Below are 16,889 nucleotides of genomic sequence, written 5' to 3'. Positions count from 1 at the left end.
GGACAGCCAGGTCAGGAGCCCTCTGTCGCACGCTCCGCGTCCCGCTGCTTGAGGCGGGCCGCCTCCTTGCGGACCTCGGCCTGGGTCGCGCGCTCCTTCTGCAGCCACTCGGGCTGCTCCTGCTTCAGCGCCTCGATCTGCTCGGTGGTGAGGGCCTCCGTGACACCGCCCCGGGCCAGCCCCGCGATGGAGACGCCCAGCTTCTGCGCGACGACTGGGCGGGGGTGCGGGCCGTCGCGTCGCAGGTCGCGCAGCCACTGCGGCGGGTCGGCCTGGAGCGCGTTCAGCTCCGCGCGCGTGACCACGCCCTCCTGGAACTCGGCGGGGGTGGCTTCAAGGTACACACCCAGCTTCTTGGCCGCGGTCGCGGGCTTCATGGTCTGGGTGCTTTGGTGCGACGTCATGGTCTCAAGGGTATCGACTGGGTGAACCGTCGCTGACCACGGCCGGTAACCTGGGCAGGTGACAGGCTCGGAAGTACCCCCCTCGTTCAGGCTCGCGTACGTCCCGGGAGTGACCCCCTCGAAGTGGGTGCGGATCTGGACCGAGCGCTTCCCGGACGTCCCCCTCACCCTCCACCAGGTGACCGCGGCCGAGGCGCCCGGCGCGCTCCGTGACGGTGACGCCGACGCCGGTGTCGTACGGCTGCCGGTCGACCGTACGGTCTTCAGCGCCATCCCCCTCTACACCGAGGCCACGGTCGTCGTCGTCCCCAAGGACCACGTCATCGCGGCCGTCGACGAGGTGACCGTCGAGGACCTCGCCGACGAGGTCGTCTTCCACCCCCTCGACGACGTCCTCGACTGGGAGCGGCCGCCGGGGCAGCCCGCCTTCGAGCGTCCCGCCACCACCGCGGACGCCGTCGAGCTCGTCGCGGCGAATGTCGGCCTGCTCGTCGTACCCCAGTCGCTGGCCCGTCTCCACCACCGCAAGGACCTCACCTACCGGACGCTCGTGGACGCCCCCCAGTCGAGCATCGCCCTGTCCTGGCCGGAGGACGCGACCACCGACCTGGTCGAGGACTTCATCGGCGTCGTCCGCGGCCGCACGCCGAACAGCACCCGGGGGCGTACGACGTCCCAGGCCCCGGCAGCCAAGGAGCAGCCCAGGCGCAAGCACCCCGAAGCCGGCCGCGGCTCGGGGAAGCAAGCCGGAACCGGCCGGAGCCACCGTGGTGGCTCCGGTGGCTCGGGCGGGAGCAAGGGCACCAAGGGCACCAAGGGGGGCGCCAAGCGAGGGAAGCCCCGCCGCCGGTCCTAGGCGACTGCTCAGGGGGCGTACGTCGCCTGCTCCGCCGTACGCACGACCGTCTGCCCGTCGGCCTGGCTCAGCCGCCCCGCGGTGACCCACGCGTTCACGGTGGACCGCACGCGCGTGACCAGCGCACCCTTGTTGGCGAAGGGGGCCCCGGCCCAGATCTCGTCCAGCAGCGTGGTGCCGTCGGACTTCGCGGGGTTCGTGACGCCGGAGTCGGAGTTGCCGAAGATCACCCGGGGTTCGGAACGCTTGAAGTAGGCGTGGGTCGGGTCCTCGGTGCCCTCGAAGAAGGGGGCGAACTCCGTGCCCGCGAGGGTGTAGTGCAGCGGCTTGCCGCTCACCGGGGCGAGCGAGGGCAGCAGGTCGCCGGAGAGGCCGGCGTTGCGGTACAGGCCGAGCTGCAGGTGGCTCGTGGCGGAGTTGCGGCCGACGAGATTGACCGGACCGTAGAACAGGGTCTGCAGCGACGCGTCGTCGATCGCCTTCTCCACGCGCAGCCGGAACGGCATGGAGATACGCACGGTGTCCCCGCTGCGCCACGTCCGCGACACGGTGAAGTAGCTCCCCGGCGTCGGAGTGCCGCTCACCACGCTGCCGTTGACCGTCACCCGGAACCCGGCGGTCGCCCACGACGGCACCCGCAGCCGCAGGGCGAAGGCCGCGCTGCCCCCGCCGATGGTGAGCGTGGTGCCCTGCTCCCGGGGGAAGGAGGTCGCCTGAGTGACCGTCACACCCTTTTCGGACCAGGTCAGTTGGGACGGGCTGTACAGATTGACGTACAGCGCGCTGCCGTCGGCTGCCTTGAAGTAGACCGAGTCCTGGTACTTGGTGGCGCTCTCCATGCCGGTGCCCTCGCAGCAGGTGGTGCCCTGCTTGGGCGTGTAGTCGCGCACATGGCCCGGCGTCAGCCCGATGAAGTACGTGACCAGCGGTTTCTCGGCGTCCGCCTTGTCCTGCTTGGAGCCGAGGACCTGGTTGTACAGGGCCCGCTCGTAGTAGTCCATGTACTTCGGCTGCTGCTCGTGGAAGAACAGCGTCCGGCTCAGCTTCAGCATGTTGTACGCACAGCACGTCTCGGCGGTCGTGTCGCTGATCGTGCCCGCGATCACGTCCCGCGCCTTCCAGAACTCGGCGGTGCTGGTGCCGCCGATGCCGTACATGCGGTGCGGCACGACCATCCCCCAGAAGTTCCGGGCGGCGTCCAGGTAGCGGGCCTCGCCGGTCGCGTCGTACAGCCGTAGGTAGCCGGTGAAGATCGGTATGTGCTGGTTGGCGTGCAGTCCGTCGAGGATGTCGGTGTTCGCGGCGGAGTTGTCGATGAGCCGGTCCAGGTCGAACAGCTGGGCCAGCGCGAGGTGTTCGGCCTTGCCGGTGATCGCGTGCAGATCGCAGATCGCCTCGACGATGCCGCCGAACTCGCCGCTGGAGAACAGCCCCCACATCCGCTGGAGGGTGGCCTCGGGCAGCTTGGACAGCCGCGCGTACATCCAGTCGCACATGCCGGACGCGAGATCGAGGGCCCGGGCGTCCTCCGTGGTGAGGTAGGCGTCCAGCACCCCCCTGAGGATCTTGTGCGCGGTGTAGTACGGCGCCCAGACCTTCGTGTAGTCGCTGGCCGTCCTCGACTCCAGGTCGATGAACTGCGTCTCCGGGTACGCCGCCAGGAACCCGGGGTGACTGGGCCCGCCCCACGTCCGGCGCAGGGTCGCGGTGAGGCCGCGGCCGGAGGCGTCCGCGAAGGTGCCGCCCGCGGTCTCGTCGAAGGCGTACGACGCCAGGTTGCCGCGGCCGGCGGAGGCGTCGGCGGCCCGGCGGCTCTGGAGGTCCGTGATCTCGGCGGCGGTCAGGGCGCGCGACCAGACGTTGAACTCGTCGTAGGCGCCCGCGAAGACGGGGTCGGTGGCGAAGTTGGAGCGGCCGAGCCAGTTGTTGGTGAGGGTGCCGAGGGCGGCCGGGGTGAGGGTCATCGCCGTGTTGCGGGCCACGGCGGTGCCGTTGACGTAGAGCGTGCCGGTGCCGCCCGCGATCGTGACCGCGAGGTGGCTCCACTGATTGAGGGGCAGCGCGGCGGTGCCGTCGATGCCCTGCTCGCCGCCCGGCCCGTTGGTCGTGAGGGCGAAGCGCGGCACACCGGCGGCGTTGCGGGCGGCCAGGTACAGGTACCGGGTGTTGTTGTTCCCGAAGTCGAAGACCCGCGTCCAGTTGGCGCCGTGGGTGGGCTTCACCCAGGCGGACAGGGTGATCGCCGAGGCGCCCCCGAGGACGGCGGCGGGGAGGTCGACGTACTGGTACGACCCGCGGACGTTCTCGGCGGCGGTACCGAACTTCCCGTTCACGCTCAGCACGGCGGGATCCTTGCGCAGCGCCGCGCGCACCTCGGTCAGCGCCCCGACCATGGTGCGGATCTTGTCGATGAACACCTGCTCGCCGGTGCCGGCATAGGCCTGGGACAGCATGGTCAGGAAGTGCCCGGTGTAGTGCCCGCGCAGATTGCCGTTCGCCTCACCGTCCAGCCCCTCCCAGCCGCCGGGCGCGACCGCACCGCCGGTCGAGAGCCCGGCGTTGGCGCGGAAGACCTGCAGCAGCCGGTTGACGTCATAGCCGCGGGCGTGGTCGAGCATCAACTGCCGCTTGTCGGCGAAGAGTCCGGGCCTGAGGGCCACGTCGTCGAGGGCGAAGGGCTGGACGGTCCAGGCGGCGGGGGTGGCGGTCACGGCCTGCGCCTCCTGAACGGCGGCCGAGGCCCGGCCGGTTGCCGTGTAGCCGATCGCGGGGGTCGCCGCGGCGAGGGCGGCGGCCTGGAGAAGGGATCTTCTGGAGAGGGGCGGCGGTGCCATGGGTGCCTCCACGTGGGGGGTCGCATGCTCGGTTATGTTCGGTATTGCGAACGGCGTGCGAACAGTCGACCAGACGATAAGGAGGGCGCGGGCGAGGGTCAACGGGTCTGGAGTGTTTTGATTCCACTCAATTCCGGTGGGGGCTCCGCTCGTTCGGCCCGTCGACCGACGGGGTCGACCGAGGGGGCGCTATGTCGTCCGGCACAGCCAGTCGTAGGCCGCCCTGGCCGTGAACTCTCCCTGGCCGCCCCGCAGCAGCAGTCCGGCCGTCGCGAACTCCGGGGCATCGGCCTGGGCGGCCACGTACGGGATCGCGACGCAGCGCATGCCGGCCGCGTGCGCTGCGGCGGCACCGGGGGCCGCGTCTTCCATGACCACGCAGTCGCCGGGGGTGACGCCCAGTCGGCGGGCCGCCTCCAGGAAGACGTCGGGAGCGGGCTTGCCGCGCTCGACCTCGTCGGCCGAGACGACGGTACGCAGATGGGCGTCCAGGCCCGTGCCGGCCAGGATCGCCGTGATGGCCGTCGGCGACGACCCCGAGGCCACGGCCATCGGGACGCCCTCGGTCGCCAGCAGCTCCACGAACTTGCGCATCTCGGGGTACGCGCGCGTGGCCCTGCGGGCGAGGTCCAGATAGTGGCGGTTCTTTGCGGCGAGCAACTCCTCGACGGAGGCCCGAAGGCCGTACTCCCGCTTCCAGAGCGTGACGGTCTCCAGCGTGCTGATGCCAACGTACCGCTCGTGGTCCGCCCAGGTGAAGTCGGGGACCCCGTGCTCGGCGAGGAGCCGGCGCCCGGCCTCGTAGTAGTTGGGCTCGCTGTCCACGAGCGTTCCGTCGAGATCGAAGATGACCGAGGTGTTGCCGAGACCGCTCATGGCCCCAGGATGTCAAAGGTCATTTCCGGGCCGCCGCCCGCCCGATCGACTCCACCAGCGGCAGCAGCCGGTGCGGCACGCGCTCCCGCAGGGCCACCTCGGTGCGGGTGCGGACCACACCCGGCAGGCTGATCAGCTTCTGGATCACGTCCTCCAGGTGGGCGTTGTCACGGGCCACCACCCGGGTCAGCAGGTCCCCGCCGCCCGTGATCGAGAAGGCCTCGACGATCTCCGGTACGGCGGCCAGCTCGTCGCCCACGTCGTCGAGATGGCCCTGGGTGACCTCGATGTGCACGAACGCCAGCACCGGATGGCCGAGGGCGGCGGCCGAGAGCGCCGGCCCCGTGCCGGTGATCACACCGTCCCGCTCCAGCCGGTCGAGCCGGGCCTGCAGCGTCCCGCGCGCGACGCCGAGGACGCGGGCGTATTCGCGCACGCTGGTGCGGGGCTGCTCCAGCAGCAGCCGCAGGATGCGGGTGTCGAGCTCGTCCACGGCCATGCCGTCCGGCCTCCTTCGCCCCTCGTCCGTCCTGGTCCGTTGGCTCGCCGGTGGACGTCCGAAGGTCGCTATGTCTGTGCCAATGGCTCAGCATTCTAGGCGGCACTTGAGCCAGGTTGCCTCTTGATGCTGCAATGAACCCGTCGATGGCGCTGCGGACCCCGCGGCGCCTTTTTCATGCCGGTACGAAGGGGCGGAAACAGTGCTGAAGAGGGTGTTCGTGGCGCCGGACCCGGGCCGGGCGCGGCTGCGCTTCGCCGTGCGGGCCGTCCTCGGCATCGGGCTCGCGGCCGTCGTCTGCGGACTGGCCGGACACTCCCTCGTCGGTGCCGTCACCGGCGGGCTCGCCGCGCTGCTCGCCCTGTTCACCGTCACCGACGCCACGGTCCGCGGGCAGGCGGTCACCACCGCGCTGCTGCCGCTCGCCGGCCTCCCCGTCCTCGCGGCGGCGGCCGAGCTGCACGACCATCCGGTCGCCCGCGACCTCGCCTTCCTCGCCGTCGTCGGCGCCGGCGTGTACGCCCGCCGCTGGGGGCCGCGCGGGCACAGCCTCGGCGTGTTCGCGTTCATGACCTTCTTCGTGGCGCAGTTCCTGCACGCGACGCCGGGGCAGCTCCCCGAGCTCTACGCCGCCGTACTGCTGTCCCTGCTCACCGCGTCGGCGGTCCGCTTCGGGCTGTGGTGCTACGAACGCCGCCTGCCCCCGGCACCCGTACCCGCACCGCCGGGCGGCAGCGGACTGGCCCGCGTGACCACGCGCCAGGCGATCCAGGCCACGGCCGGCGCGGGATTCGCCCTCGTCGTGGGCCAGCTCGTCTCCGGACAGCGCTGGTACTGGGCCGTCGGCGCGACCTGGTGGATCTTCGTCAACACCACCTCGCGCGGGGAGACCCTGGTCCGAGGCTTCCGCCGGGTCCTCGGCACGGTGATCGGCATCGGCCTCGGTCTGCTCGTCGCCGTCCCGCTGCACGGCGCGGCGGCCCCCACGGCCGTGCTCCTCACCGTCTGCGTCTTCGGCATCTTCTACACGGCCGCCGTCTCCTACACCTGGATGATGCTCTGCGTCACGGTGCTCGCCGAACTCCTCTACGGCCTCCTGGGCGTCCTCGATCCCGCCCTGCTGGCACTTCGGCTCGCCGAGACCGGCGTCGGGGCGCTCGGCGCCGTGCTGGCCGTGCTGTTCTTGCTGCCCGTCACCACCCACACCGTCACCGACGCCTGGATCCAGCGGGCCCTGCGCTGCGTCCACGCGGCCACCGCCGAGGCCGCCGCACGCCTCGCCGGGGACGAGAGCGCCGACCCGGCCTCGCGGGTGGCCGAACTGGAACAGCTGCTGGGCCGGGTACGGCTCGCGGTCGCCCCGCTGGTGCACCCGCTGAACCCGATGCCGGCCCGCAAGCGCCGCGCCCGTCACGTCCTGGCCCTGCTCGACGACTGCGCCAGGGAGACCCGCGGCCTCGTCGCCGTCGCCGCCGACCCCGTGGCCTCGCACGACGCCCGGCTGGCCGCCGCGTGCTGGCGTGTCGAGGCCGCGGTCGAAGCGCTCACCGGCGGCGCGGACGTCACCGCGCCCACCGCGCGCCCGACGGAGTCGGATCCCGCGCTGGCCCATCTGCACGGTCTGGAGCAGGCTCTCGTGGAACTCGCCACGCCCCTGCGCGCGCCGTCCGGGTCGCCGCTGGTCGGCGCCTGACGCCCACAGGTCAGAACCGCTCTCGTGGCCGCCCGGTCGCTTGTATCGGCCACCTGGAGGGTGGATCAGCCCATACGCTGGATCATCCCGTACACCGGGTAGCCGCGCACCCGTCGGCCCCACCAGCCCGCGAGCCGCGCGGGAGCGGCCCGCGGATCCCCGAGCGGCACGGCTCGGCGCCGTACGTGCTCCTCCGTGCCGCCGCCGTGCGCCCGGGGCGACCCGCCGAAGGATCGTGCCGCCGATCTCGGGCAGCGCGCCACGCCGGTCTTCGACGGCACCCACGAGACAGTGGATCGGCGCCCCGCCTGCGTACATCATCCCGAGGCCAGGGCGCCCCGCGATCGGGGCGGGATGTGCCGTACACGCCGACGACTGCCCGCCCTTGGTCTAGACCGATCATGATCCGCTGCTACCGTCACCCCGAACGGCACCCGACTGAAAGGGGACAGCGGTGGCAGACGGTGACAGGCGGGCAGAGCGGGCCTACATCGGGTCGTTCACGGCGGCCGGCGGCCCTGGGATCGTGGCGGCGTCCGTGGCCGCGGACAACGGCGCGCTGACCGTCCTGGGAGGCGCGGCCGACGTGCCCGACCCCGCGTATCTGGCTCTCGAGCCCGGCGGCGGCACCCTCTACGCGGTCAGTGAGACGGCCGAGGGCGCGGTGGCCGCGTACCGCGTGACCGGGGACAAGCCGGAGCTCATCGGACCGCCCGTGCCGGTGGACGCGGGCGGACCCACGCACCTCACCCTGTTCGCGGGCCATCTCCTGACCGCCAACTACGGCTCCGGCAGCGTCACCGCCGTGCCCGTCCGCCCCGACGGCACCCTCGCGTCCGCCCCGTCCGCCGTCCTCCAACACACCGGCTCGGGCCCGCACACACCACGCCAGCAGGGCCCGCACGCCCACCAGGTGCAGCCCGACCCGAGCGGCCGCTGGGCGGTCAGCGTCGACCTGGGCACCGACTCGCTGCGGGTGTGCACGCTGACCGACGGCACCCTCGACGTCCACCGGGAGATCGCCCTGCGGCCGGGCTCGGGACCCCGCCACCTGGCCTTCCACCCGCACCGCCCATACGCCTACGTCGTCAACGAACTCACACCCACCGTCACCGTCTGCCACTGGGACACCGACGACGGCACACTGAAGCCGCTGGCGGAGGTGCCGGTACTGGCGGGTGCGCCGGCGGGCGACGCCTATCCGTCGGGGATCGTCGCCTCGCCCGACGGCCGCTTCGTGTGGACCGCGACGCGCGGCGAGGACGTGCTGTCGACGTTCGCGGTCGAGGGCGAGGAACTGCGGCTGACCGGGACGGTGACCTGCGCCGGACACTGGCCGCGCGCGCTCACCGAGGCGGGCGGGCTCCTCTACGTCGCCAACGAGCGCTCGGGGGACGTCTCCTGGTTCGCCGTGGACCCGGACACGGGACTCCCGCGCTACGAGGGCTCGATCGAGGTGCCCGCGGCGTCCTGCGTAGTCATCGGCCCGGCGGCCGACGGGGCCTGACCACATGCCGAAGGGCCCGCTCCCGGCTGAGGCTGAGGAGGGGCCCTTCGGCGTTACGGCTGTGAGCTGCGCGTCAGGCGTTACGGCTGACGTGCGCGTCAGCGGACCGGAGTGCCCTGCGGCTGCTGCGGGGCGATGCCCAGCGCCGTCGTGTACTTCGACAGGGCGAGCTTGCCGATCGCCGGGTACGGGCCGAGCGCCTCGGCGGCGGAGCAGCCCGCCTCCTGAGCGGCCTGCGCGACCAGGCTCGGGTCGATCTCCGGCCCTATCAGGTACGGCGCCAGCGCCAGCTGCTGCGAGCCGGAGGAGCGCAGCTGATCGGCCACGGCCGAGATCGAGCCGTCCTGGTCCAGGGCCGCCGCCATCACCGGCACCGCCAGGCGCGCGGCGAGCAGCATGCCGGTGATCCCGGCCGCCTGCACGGCCTCCTCGCCGCCCACCGAGGCGAGGATGATGCCGTCCGCGGCCGTGGCCACGGTGAACAGCCGGGCACGGTCGGCGCGGGCCAGACCGGCCTCCGACAGGCGCACGTGCAGCGCCTCGGCGAGCAGCGGGTGCGGGCCGAGGACATCGGTCAGATCGGCCGCGACGCGGCTGTCCATCACGGCCTGGCGGATGACGCGCAGCAGCGCGTTGTCCGGGCCGGCGAGCAGCGGCACGACGACGGCGACGGGGCCCTCCGGCTCCTTGACCTCCACCCCGGCGGCGATCGCCTGCTCATAGCGGGCGGTGCGCTCCTCGGCCGCGTGCACGAGCACCGACTGCAGGGTGGGGAACTCCACGTCATCACCGTCGACGTACCCGATCCGGGCGTCGAGACCGGGGAGCTCGGAGCGGGCGATGCTCACGACCTCCTCGGCGAGGCCACGCGTGGCGGCGCTCGGCGTGCCCGGCACCGCGAGTACGAGCGCGGGCGCGCCCTCGGGAGCCGCCAGGGGCTCGGGTCGGCGGTGCCGCCCGGGCTGACGAGGTCGCGGCATTCGTACTGGCAGGCCGGACGCGGGCCCAGTGGGGGAGCTCATGGCGACGCATGTTACTGGCTTCCTGGGCTCCCCTGTTCGGGGAGGGTGCAGGTGAGCGGTATCCGTCCGCTTTTGTCTGATTGAGTTACCTGCAGTGCGGAACCGGGCGGCGTAGGTGGATCAGTACCCCTTTCCGCTCACCACGCAGAGCATCGCCTCATCACTCGGCAGAGTGAGCCCGTCCGTCGCCAGATCGGTCGCGATGCGCACGGCTCCCTGCAACGGATCCCCGGCGGCGGATACCTGCCGTGCCTGCGGCAGCCGCTTCGCGAACTCCTCCTCCAGAGGTACGAGAAGGGGGGCGCCCATCTTGGACAGGCCTCCGGTGAGCGCGACTTGGGGCTCCCCGGTCGCGGGGCAGACGGCGGCCGCGGAGTCGGCCATGTGCCATGCGGCGGCCCGCAGGATGTCCGCGGCCACCGGGTCGTTGTCCGAGCAGGCCGCCACGTGCGGAGCGAAGGAGGCGAGGACGGCGGGACGGTCCGGGCGCGGATAGAGCTGCCCGGGCAGCCCCCGCACCGGGCCGAACAGCTCTTCGGCCCGCTCCAGCAGCCCGGCCGAACCGCCCGGCCGCCCGTCGTACGCCCGCAGTGCCGCCTCCAGCCCGGCCCGTCCGATCCAGGCACCGCTGCCACAGTCGCCGAGCAGATGCCCCCACCCGTCCGCCCGGCGCCAGCGCGTCAGGTCGGTGCCGATCGCGATCAGTCCCGTACCGGCGGCGACCACGGCACCGGGCCGGGCCCCGAGGGCGCCCACATAAGCAGTGACGGCATCGGCGGCGAGGGCGACGTGCCCGATGCCGAACTCCCGACCCAGCGCGCCCGGCAGCTCGGCCCGCAGGGCATCCCCCAGGCTGGCCATCCCGGCGGCCCCGACCGCGGCCGCACCCAGCCGGACGACACCGGCCTCGGCCGCCGACGCCCGCACCATGGGCACCAGTTGCTCCATCAAATGACCGGGGTCGATACCCCGATCACTGGTACGCACGGGCTCACGGGACTCCCGCCGCGCCAGACCACCGCGGCCGACGGTTCCGACGACGACCCGCATCCCGGACCCCCCGGAGTCGACAGCGAGGAACCCGGAGTCGCCGGTCACGGCAGTCGCCGGCCCACCGGCTGCCCACCCTGCCTGGTGGTGGAGGGACGCGCGGACTCCACCGACGCATGGTGACCATGGCGGCGAGGAGGATGGTCATGGCGGAGCGGTTCGACCACTGGACGGGACAAGCTCCCCTCCTTCCCGGTGACCGGAGACCGGTGACGGGTGACTGGTGACCGGCTGCGGGGTCGGCTCGACCCGCCCGAAGATCTCGACGAGGACGAAGGGTAGCGCCTGAGGGACGGCCCCTGTGTGAAGCCTTCCCTGTATATGCGGGGCGCCTGTGTGTGCCAGTAGAGTGACGCGCCGTGGCACCACGACCCTTGCATGAACTTGTAGAAGCCGGCTGGGCGAAGGCTCTCGACCCCGTGACCGAACGCATCGCCGCCATGGGGGACTTCCTCCGGGCCGAGATAGCGGCGGGCCGGACCTACCTTCCGTCCGGGGCGAATGTCCTGCGGGCCTTCCAGCAGCCCTTCGACGACGTCCGTGTCCTGATCGTGGGTCAGGACCCCTACCCCACGCCGGGTATGGCGATCGGGCTGAGTTTCGCGGTCTCGCCCGAGGTGCGCTCGTTGCCGGGAAGTCTGGAGAACATCTTCCGGGAGATGCACACCGACCTCGGGCTGCCCAGGCCCTCGAACGGCGATCTGACGCCGTGGACGCAGCAGGGTGTGCTGCTGCTCAACAGGGCGCTGACGACGGCCCCGCGCCAGCCGGCCGCGCACCGGGGCAAGGGGTGGGAAGAGGTGACCGAGCAGGCGATTCGGGCGTTGGCCGCGCGCGGTAAGCCGCTCGTGTCGATCCTGTGGGGGCGTGACGCGCGTAATCTGCGGCCGTTGCTGGGGGACCTGCCGGCGATCGAGTCCGCGCACCCCTCCCCGATGTCGGCGGACCGGGGCTTCTTCGGCTCGCGACCGTTCAGCCGGGCCAACGACCTGCTGCTGCGGCAGGGCGCCCAGCCGGTGGACTGGCGACTGCCGTAAGTCACGCACCCCGGATCTCCTCCGTAATAGGGGTGAGCGGCAAGGGCCGGTCAGGCAGACTGCCAACGTGCGACACGACGAAGAAGAGCCGCTGTCCGGCGGGAACGTCAGCGCCGGCGTTGTCCGCGTCGGCGACACCGTCCGCCGCCCGGCGGGGCCCTGGACCCCGGCCGTGCACGCACTGCTCACCCATCTCCACGAGGTGGGCTTCGTGGCGGCTCCTCGCCCTCTCGGCATCGACGAGCAGGGCCGGGAGGTGCTGACGTTCATGACGGGTGAGGTGGTCTGGCCTGACCGATTCGCGCTGCTGGAGACCTCGCCGGGGTTGGCTCGCGTGGCGCGTCTGATCAAGGACTTCCACGATGCCGTGAAGGATTTCACGCCGCCGCCCGACGCCCACTGGCAGGTGCTCATCCCCGCCGAGGGCGCGGACATCATCGCCCATCAGGACCTGGCGCCCTGGAACCTCGTGGCCGACGGAGACGACGCGTGGGCCTTCATCGACTGGGACACGGCCGGCCCCGGTTCCCGGCTGTGGGACGTCGCCTACGCGATCCACGGCTTCGTTCCGCTGTCCGCGCATCCCCACTGGCAACGTTCCGATGCCGATGACCGCCTGAGGATCTTCGCCGATGCTTACGGGCTCGACGAGGCCGAGCGGCGCGACCTGGTGCCCTTGCTGGGCCGCCGTACCCGCGCCATGCATGACTTCCTGCGTGACCAGGCGGCCCGAGGCAACCAGCCGTGGACGGCACTCTGGGCGCAGGGCCACGGCGCCGCCTGGCGCGACGACGCCGAGTACATCGAACAACGCGAAGACCAGTGGGAACGGGCTCTTCTCGCCGGGTGAGCCGCATCCGCGACAGGGCTGATCGCCTCCGCACCCCAAGCAGCCGACCTGTGCACACTGGCCCTATCAGGAGCACCCGAGACACCCGCCACACCGGGGCCCGGATCCGTTTATCCGCCACCTCCTCATGGCCAGAAGCTTGTGACAGAGCCGTCGCGAGGGATCGGAACAGCATGAGCCGCTACGACGAGACATACCGTGCCAGCATCGACAAGCCCGAGGAATTCTGGCGCGATGCCGCGACAGCGATCGACTGGTACCGCCCGCCCAGCCGCGTCCTGGACGACAGCGCCGCGCCCTTCTACCGGTGGTACCCCGACGGACAGCTCAACACCTGCCACAACGCCCTGGACCGCCACGTCGAAGCAGGCCACGGCGAGCGCGCCGCACTCGTCTACGACAGTCCGGTCACCCGGTCCAAGGCGACCTACACCTACGCGCAACTCCTCGACCAGGTCTCGCGGTTCGCCGGTGTCCTGGCTTCACTCGGCGTCGGCAAGGGCGACCGGGTGGTGATCTACATGCCCATGGTGCCCCAGGCCGCGATCGCCATGCTCGCCTGCGCCCGGATCGGCGCCGTCCACTCGGTCGTCTTCGGCGGCTTCGCCCCGCACGAACTGGCGATCCGGATCGATGACGCCACCCCCAAAGTCGTGATCACGGCCTCCTGCGGAATCGAGGGCCGGCGCGTCATCGAGTACAAGCCTCTCCTGGAGCGCGCCCTCGAACTCGCCCAGCACCGGCCCCACCGCTGTGTCGTCCTGCAACGCCCCGAGGCCGTCGCCACACTGACCGCCCAGGACCTCGACTGGTCGGACGCCATCGCCGCGGCCGAACCCGTCCCCTGTGTCCCGGTGGCCGCCACCGACCCGCTGTACATCCTCTACACCTCCGGCACGACCGGAAAGCCCAAGGGTGTCGTCCGCGACAACGGCGGACATGCCGTCGCCCTCACCTGGTCCATGCGCAACGTGTACGACGTCGGGCCCGGCGAGGTGATGTTCAGCGCCTCGGACGTCGGGTGGGTCGTGGGCCATTCCTACATCGTGTACGGGCCTCTGCTCGCCGGTGCCACGACCGTCCTCTACGAAGGAAAGCCCGTCGGCACACCGGACGCCGGGCAGCTCTGGCGCGTCATCGCCGAGAACCGGGTGAAGGCGCTCTTCACCGCTCCCACGTCCTTCCGGGCCGTCAAGAGGGACGACCCGGAAGGCTCGTTCATCGCCGACCACGACATCTCGAGCCTGCGCTACGTCTTCCTGGCAGGTGAGCGGCTGGACCCGGACACGCTCCGCTGGGCCCAGGACCGGCTCGCCGTCCCGGTCGTCGACCACTGGTGGCAGACCGAGACCGGCTGGCCCGTCGCGGCGAACCCCATGGGACTCGAGCCTCTGCCCGTCAAACCCGGCTCCGCGACCGTCGCCGTCCCCGGCTGGAACATCACCGTGGTGGACGCCGAAGGCCGGTCCGCCGCGCCCGGCGCCGACGGCACCATCCTGCTGAAACTGCCGCTGCCACCGGGTGCGCTGACCACGCTGTGGAAGGACGACGAGCGCTACGTCGCCTCATACCTTTCCCACTACCCCGGTCACTACGTCACGGGTGACGGCGGCCATGTCGACGACGACGGCTACGTGTTCGTCATGGGCCGCACCGATGACGTCATCAACGTCGCCGGTCACCGGCTCTCGACCGGGGCGATGGAGGAAGCCCTCGCCGCCCACCCCGCCGTCGCCGAGTGCGCCGTCATCGGCGTGGCCGACCCGCTCAAGGGGCAGATCCCCCGCGGGTTCGTCGTGCTCAAAGCAGGCCGGCACGTCGACGACTCCGTGGTCGCCGACGAGCTCGTGGCGCTCGTCCGCTCCCGCGTCGGCGCGGTCGCCGCGCTCAAGGACGTCGCGGTGGTGCCGGCCCTGCCCAAGACCCGATCCGGCAAGATCCTCCGCAGGACCATGCGGGAAATCGCCGACGGCGCCGAGGGACACATCCCGGCGACCATCGACGACGCAGGTGTTCTCGACGCCCTCCGCCCCGTCCTGCGACGCGACTGAGGCCACACGCGCCCCTGCCCGGCGGCGGCCGACCTACGCCGCCGGGCCAGTGGCAATGCAGGCCCGTGAGCCCCCACGACTCATCCGACCACCGCTGCTCTGACACACAGCACGTCCGGCAGATGCGACGCCAGCTGCTGCCAGCTGTCGCCGTCGTCGGCCGAGGCGAACACCTCGCCGTTGCGGTTGCCGAAGTACACGCCCGCCGGATCCGCGTCGTCCGTGCACATCGCGTCGCGCAGCACCGTGCCGTAGTGGTCCTCCTGCGGCAGTCCCGCTGACAGCGGCTCCCAGCTCTTGCCCGCGTCCGCCGTACGGAAGACGCGACAGCGGTGGTCGGCCGGGACGCGGTCCGAGTCGGCGTTGATCGGGAACACGTACGCCGTCTCGGCGCGGTGGGGATGCGCCGCGGCCGCGAAGCCGAAGGTGGACGGCAGGCCTTCGCCGATGTCCGTCCAGTGCGCGCCCGCGTCGTCGCTGCGGTACACGCCCCAGTGGTTCTGGAGATAGAGGCGGTCCGCGGTCGTCGCGTCCTGCGCGATCTTGTGCACGCACTGGCCGAACTCCGGGTTCGGGTCCGGCAGGAACACCGCGGAGACACCGGAGTTGGACGGCTCCCAGCTCGCACCTCCGTCGGCCGTCCTGAACACGCCGGCGGTCGAGACGGCGACCGTCACCGCCCGCGGGTCACGCTTGTCGGTGATCACGGTGTGCAGCCCCTCACCGCCGCCGCCCGGCACCCACTTCGACCTGGTCGGGTGCTCCCAGAGCGGCCGGACGAGGTCGAAGGTCTCGCCGCGGTCCTCCGAGCGGTACAGCGCCGCCGGTTCCGTGCCCGCGTACACCACGTCCGGCTCCGCCGCCGCGGGATGCAGTTGCCACACCCGCTCCAGGGAAGCCCCCGTGTCCTTCGGGAACTTCACGGCCGGCTGAGCCGGTTCGGTCCAGGTGCGGCCCAGGTCGTCGGAGTGGAACACGGAGGGGCCCCAGTGCGCGCTGTCCCCGCCCGCCAGCAGCCGCGGACGCTCGCTCCGGGTGTCGATGGCGACCGAGTACACGGCCTGGGCGTTGAAGTAGGGGCTCTCGTCGAACTCCCAGGCGTCACCTCGCCTCCGCCCGATGAACAGGCCCTTGCGGGTCCCCACGGCGAGCAGTACCTCGGTCATGCCGATCACCTCCGCGACGTCTTTGTCTCAGGTACCGGCCAGTCTGCACCTCGGCACTGACAGTCACCTCTGGAAAGGCTTGAGTCGCAGGTCAGGGCGGCGAGGATAGCTCGCCACCGCAGGCTGCGGGGCGCTTTCGCGAAGACGTCCGCGCGGGCCGCGTGACCCGTGCCACGGTCGATCCCGGTAGGTGCCGTGAGCATCCGCCTGCCGTCGGCCGTATGGGAGAGCGGTGGGTCCGGCTTGTTCGTGCGCTCATGAGGAGGAAGCCTTCGATGGCGTTCCGTGGTCCGAAGGTGTGGCTGTGGCGGTGGCGGCGCAATCCGCTCAAGCGCCGGGCCGACGCGGTGGAGGCGTGGGTACTGCTCGCTGTTTGGGCGGTCACCGTCCTCGCCGGAGTGCTCGCCGGCCTCACGACGGCCGGCACGGTGGAGCAGGGCATGGCCCGCGAGCGCGTCGAGTGGCGGCCCGTGGTGGCCCTGCTCACCGAGCAGGCGCCGGGCACGACCGACTCCCGCGTCAGCACGTCGAGCAGCGCGTACGTGTGGGCGAAGGTCCGCTGGAGCGCGCGGGACGGATCTCCGCACACCGGTCAGGCCCGCGTCCGGCCCGGCAGCGGCGTCGGTACGCCGGTCCCCGTCTGGACGGACCCGCGGGGCCGCCTGGTGACCGAGCCCGCCACCCCCTCCGAGGCCCACACCCGGGCCACGCTGGTCGGCGGCCTCGCGGGCGTCTGCGCCGCCTGCGTACCGTTCGTCGCAGGGCGCGCCCTCCGCAGCCGACTGGAGAGCCGCCGTATCGACCAGTGGGGCTACGAGTGGGCACGGTTCGGGCCGTTGTGGGGTGGGCGGACGACGGGGTGACGGCTGAACGGGGGCGCGCGGGGCAATTGGTGGGCGCCCGTGTTCGGGGCCGGGTCCGGCTCTGGCTTCCGCTTCGGCTTCGGTGGCGCGGTGCCGGCCCTGCATCCGCGCCGACGAGGTCGGCGTCGCGCCGATCGGCCCCAACGAACCCCCGCCGCGCCCGCGAAGCGGGGTAGGCCCG

General features: G+C 72.0%; 15 protein-coding genes. 7 read left to right on the top strand and 8 right to left on the bottom strand.

The window, feature by feature from the left end; genetic code table 11:
• Window positions 1-11: 11 nt before the first annotated feature.
• Window positions 12-404: a DUF5997 family protein gene (locus ABIE67_RS07040; RefSeq protein ID WP_370255081.1), complete on the bottom strand. Its 393-nt coding sequence runs from the start codon at window positions 402-404 to the stop codon at window positions 12-14.
• Between the two features lie 58 nt (window positions 405-462).
• Here ABIE67_RS07040 and ABIE67_RS07035 point away from each other — a divergent pair, with 58 nt between their 5' ends.
• A complete protein-coding gene (locus ABIE67_RS07035) occupies window positions 463-1,260 on the top strand; it encodes a LysR family substrate-binding domain-containing protein (protein WP_370255079.1) in 798 nt (265 codons plus the stop codon).
• An 8-nt stretch (window positions 1,261-1,268) separates the two neighbouring features.
• On the opposite strand, the gene ABIE67_RS07030 is transcribed toward ABIE67_RS07035, so the two are convergent.
• The 3 genes from ABIE67_RS07030 to ABIE67_RS07020 form a co-directional block, all read right to left on the bottom strand.
• Window positions 1,269-4,094 (bottom strand): beta-L-arabinofuranosidase domain-containing protein, encoded by a 2,826-nt coding sequence (locus tag ABIE67_RS07030; RefSeq protein ID WP_370255077.1) that lies wholly within the window; start codon window positions 4,092-4,094, stop codon window positions 1,269-1,271.
• A gap of 189 nt (window positions 4,095-4,283) precedes the next feature.
• Complete coding sequence (locus ABIE67_RS07025; RefSeq protein ID WP_370255075.1) at window positions 4,284-4,970, bottom strand: HAD family hydrolase; 687 nt, start codon at window positions 4,968-4,970, stop codon at window positions 4,284-4,286.
• A gap of 19 nt (window positions 4,971-4,989) precedes the next feature.
• Window positions 4,990-5,469, bottom strand: a complete 480-nt coding sequence (locus ABIE67_RS07020) for an Lrp/AsnC family transcriptional regulator (RefSeq protein ID WP_370255073.1) — start codon at window positions 5,467-5,469, stop codon at window positions 4,990-4,992.
• Window positions 5,470-5,671: 202 nt separating this feature from the next.
• Between ABIE67_RS07020 and ABIE67_RS07015 the strand changes: the two genes are divergently transcribed.
• Window positions 5,672-7,162, top strand: coding sequence for an FUSC family protein (locus ABIE67_RS07015; protein ID WP_370255071.1), 1,491 nt, complete (start codon window positions 5,672-5,674; stop codon window positions 7,160-7,162).
• A 65-nt stretch (window positions 7,163-7,227) separates the two neighbouring features.
• Here ABIE67_RS07015 and ABIE67_RS07010 read toward each other — a convergent pair whose 3' ends face one another.
• On the bottom strand, window positions 7,228-7,443 hold the full coding sequence (locus ABIE67_RS07010) for a hypothetical protein (RefSeq protein ID WP_370255069.1): 216 nt from the start codon (window positions 7,441-7,443) through the stop codon (window positions 7,228-7,230).
• A gap of 173 nt (window positions 7,444-7,616) precedes the next feature.
• Between ABIE67_RS07010 and ABIE67_RS07005 the strand changes: the two genes are divergently transcribed.
• Window positions 7,617-8,669: a lactonase family protein gene (locus ABIE67_RS07005; RefSeq protein ID WP_370255066.1), complete on the top strand. Its 1,053-nt coding sequence runs from the start codon at window positions 7,617-7,619 to the stop codon at window positions 8,667-8,669.
• Between the two features lie 98 nt (window positions 8,670-8,767).
• Here the strand turns inward: ABIE67_RS07005 and ABIE67_RS07000 are convergent, their stop codons facing one another.
• Together ABIE67_RS07000 and ABIE67_RS06995 are read right to left on the bottom strand one after the other, a co-directional pair.
• Window positions 8,768-9,691, bottom strand: a complete 924-nt coding sequence (locus tag ABIE67_RS07000) for a sirohydrochlorin chelatase (RefSeq protein ID WP_370255064.1) — start codon at window positions 9,689-9,691, stop codon at window positions 8,768-8,770.
• Window positions 9,692-9,811: 120 nt separating this feature from the next.
• The gene (locus tag ABIE67_RS06995) at window positions 9,812-10,789 is read right to left on the bottom strand and encodes an N-acetylglucosamine kinase (protein ID WP_370255062.1); all 978 of its coding nucleotides are present in this window, start codon (window positions 10,787-10,789) and stop codon (window positions 9,812-9,814) included.
• 311 nt (window positions 10,790-11,100) lie between these two features.
• On the opposite strand from ABIE67_RS06995, the gene ABIE67_RS06990 reads away from it, so the two are divergent.
• From ABIE67_RS06990 to ABIE67_RS06980, 3 genes are all read left to right on the top strand, one after another.
• The gene (locus ABIE67_RS06990; RefSeq protein WP_370255060.1) at window positions 11,101-11,778 is read left to right on the top strand and encodes a uracil-DNA glycosylase; all 678 of its coding nucleotides are present in this window, start codon (window positions 11,101-11,103) and stop codon (window positions 11,776-11,778) included.
• Between the two features lie 67 nt (window positions 11,779-11,845).
• Entirely contained in the window at window positions 11,846-12,628 is a 783-nt protein-coding gene (locus ABIE67_RS06985; protein WP_370255058.1) for a phosphotransferase enzyme family protein, read from the top strand.
• Window positions 12,625-14,679: a propionyl-CoA synthetase gene (locus tag ABIE67_RS06980; protein WP_370255054.1), complete on the top strand. Its 2,055-nt coding sequence runs from the start codon at window positions 12,625-12,627 to the stop codon at window positions 14,677-14,679. The genes ABIE67_RS06985 and ABIE67_RS06980 overlap by 4 nt, the downstream gene beginning before the upstream one ends.
• A gap of 80 nt (window positions 14,680-14,759) precedes the next feature.
• Here ABIE67_RS06980 and ABIE67_RS06975 read toward each other — a convergent pair whose 3' ends face one another.
• On the bottom strand, window positions 14,760-15,845 hold the full coding sequence (locus ABIE67_RS06975; protein WP_370255052.1) for a WD40/YVTN/BNR-like repeat-containing protein: 1,086 nt from the start codon (window positions 15,843-15,845) through the stop codon (window positions 14,760-14,762).
• A gap of 275 nt (window positions 15,846-16,120) precedes the next feature.
• On the opposite strand from ABIE67_RS06975, the gene ABIE67_RS06970 reads away from it, so the two are divergent.
• Entirely contained in the window at window positions 16,121-16,708 is a 588-nt protein-coding gene (locus ABIE67_RS06970) for a hypothetical protein (RefSeq protein WP_370255050.1), read from the top strand.
• Window positions 16,709-16,889 lie beyond the last annotated feature (181 nt).

The sequence above is a fragment of the Streptomyces sp. V4I8 genome (assembly GCF_041261225.1).
Classification (GTDB): domain Bacteria; phylum Actinomycetota; class Actinomycetes; order Streptomycetales; family Streptomycetaceae; genus Streptomyces.
Note: the sequence above shows the minus strand (reverse complement) of the source record. Positions and strands in the feature narration are given on the sequence as shown.

Excerpts from the sequence above, each read along its gene's own strand:
- ABIE67_RS07000 (WP_370255064.1), bottom strand. The coding sequence starts at position 9,691 with ATGAGCTCCCCCACTGGGCCCGCGTCCGGCCTGCCAGTACGAATGCCG.
- ABIE67_RS07025 (WP_370255075.1), bottom strand. The coding sequence starts at position 4,970 with ATGAGCGGTCTCGGCAACACCTCGGTCATCTTCGATCTCGACGGAACG.
- ABIE67_RS07020 (WP_370255073.1), bottom strand. The coding sequence starts at position 5,469 with ATGGCCGTGGACGAGCTCGACACCCGCATCCTGCGGCTGCTGCTGGAG.
- ABIE67_RS06970 (WP_370255050.1), top strand. The coding sequence starts at position 16,121 with ATGGCGTTCCGTGGTCCGAAGGTGTGGCTGTGGCGGTGGCGGCGCAAT.
- ABIE67_RS07030 (WP_370255077.1), bottom strand. The coding sequence starts at position 4,094 with ATGGCACCGCCGCCCCTCTCCAGAAGATCCCTTCTCCAGGCCGCCGCC.
- ABIE67_RS06975 (WP_370255052.1), bottom strand. The coding sequence starts at position 15,845 with ATGACCGAGGTACTGCTCGCCGTGGGGACCCGCAAGGGCCTGTTCATC.
- ABIE67_RS07040 (WP_370255081.1), bottom strand. The coding sequence starts at position 404 with ATGACGTCGCACCAAAGCACCCAGACCATGAAGCCCGCGACCGCGGCC.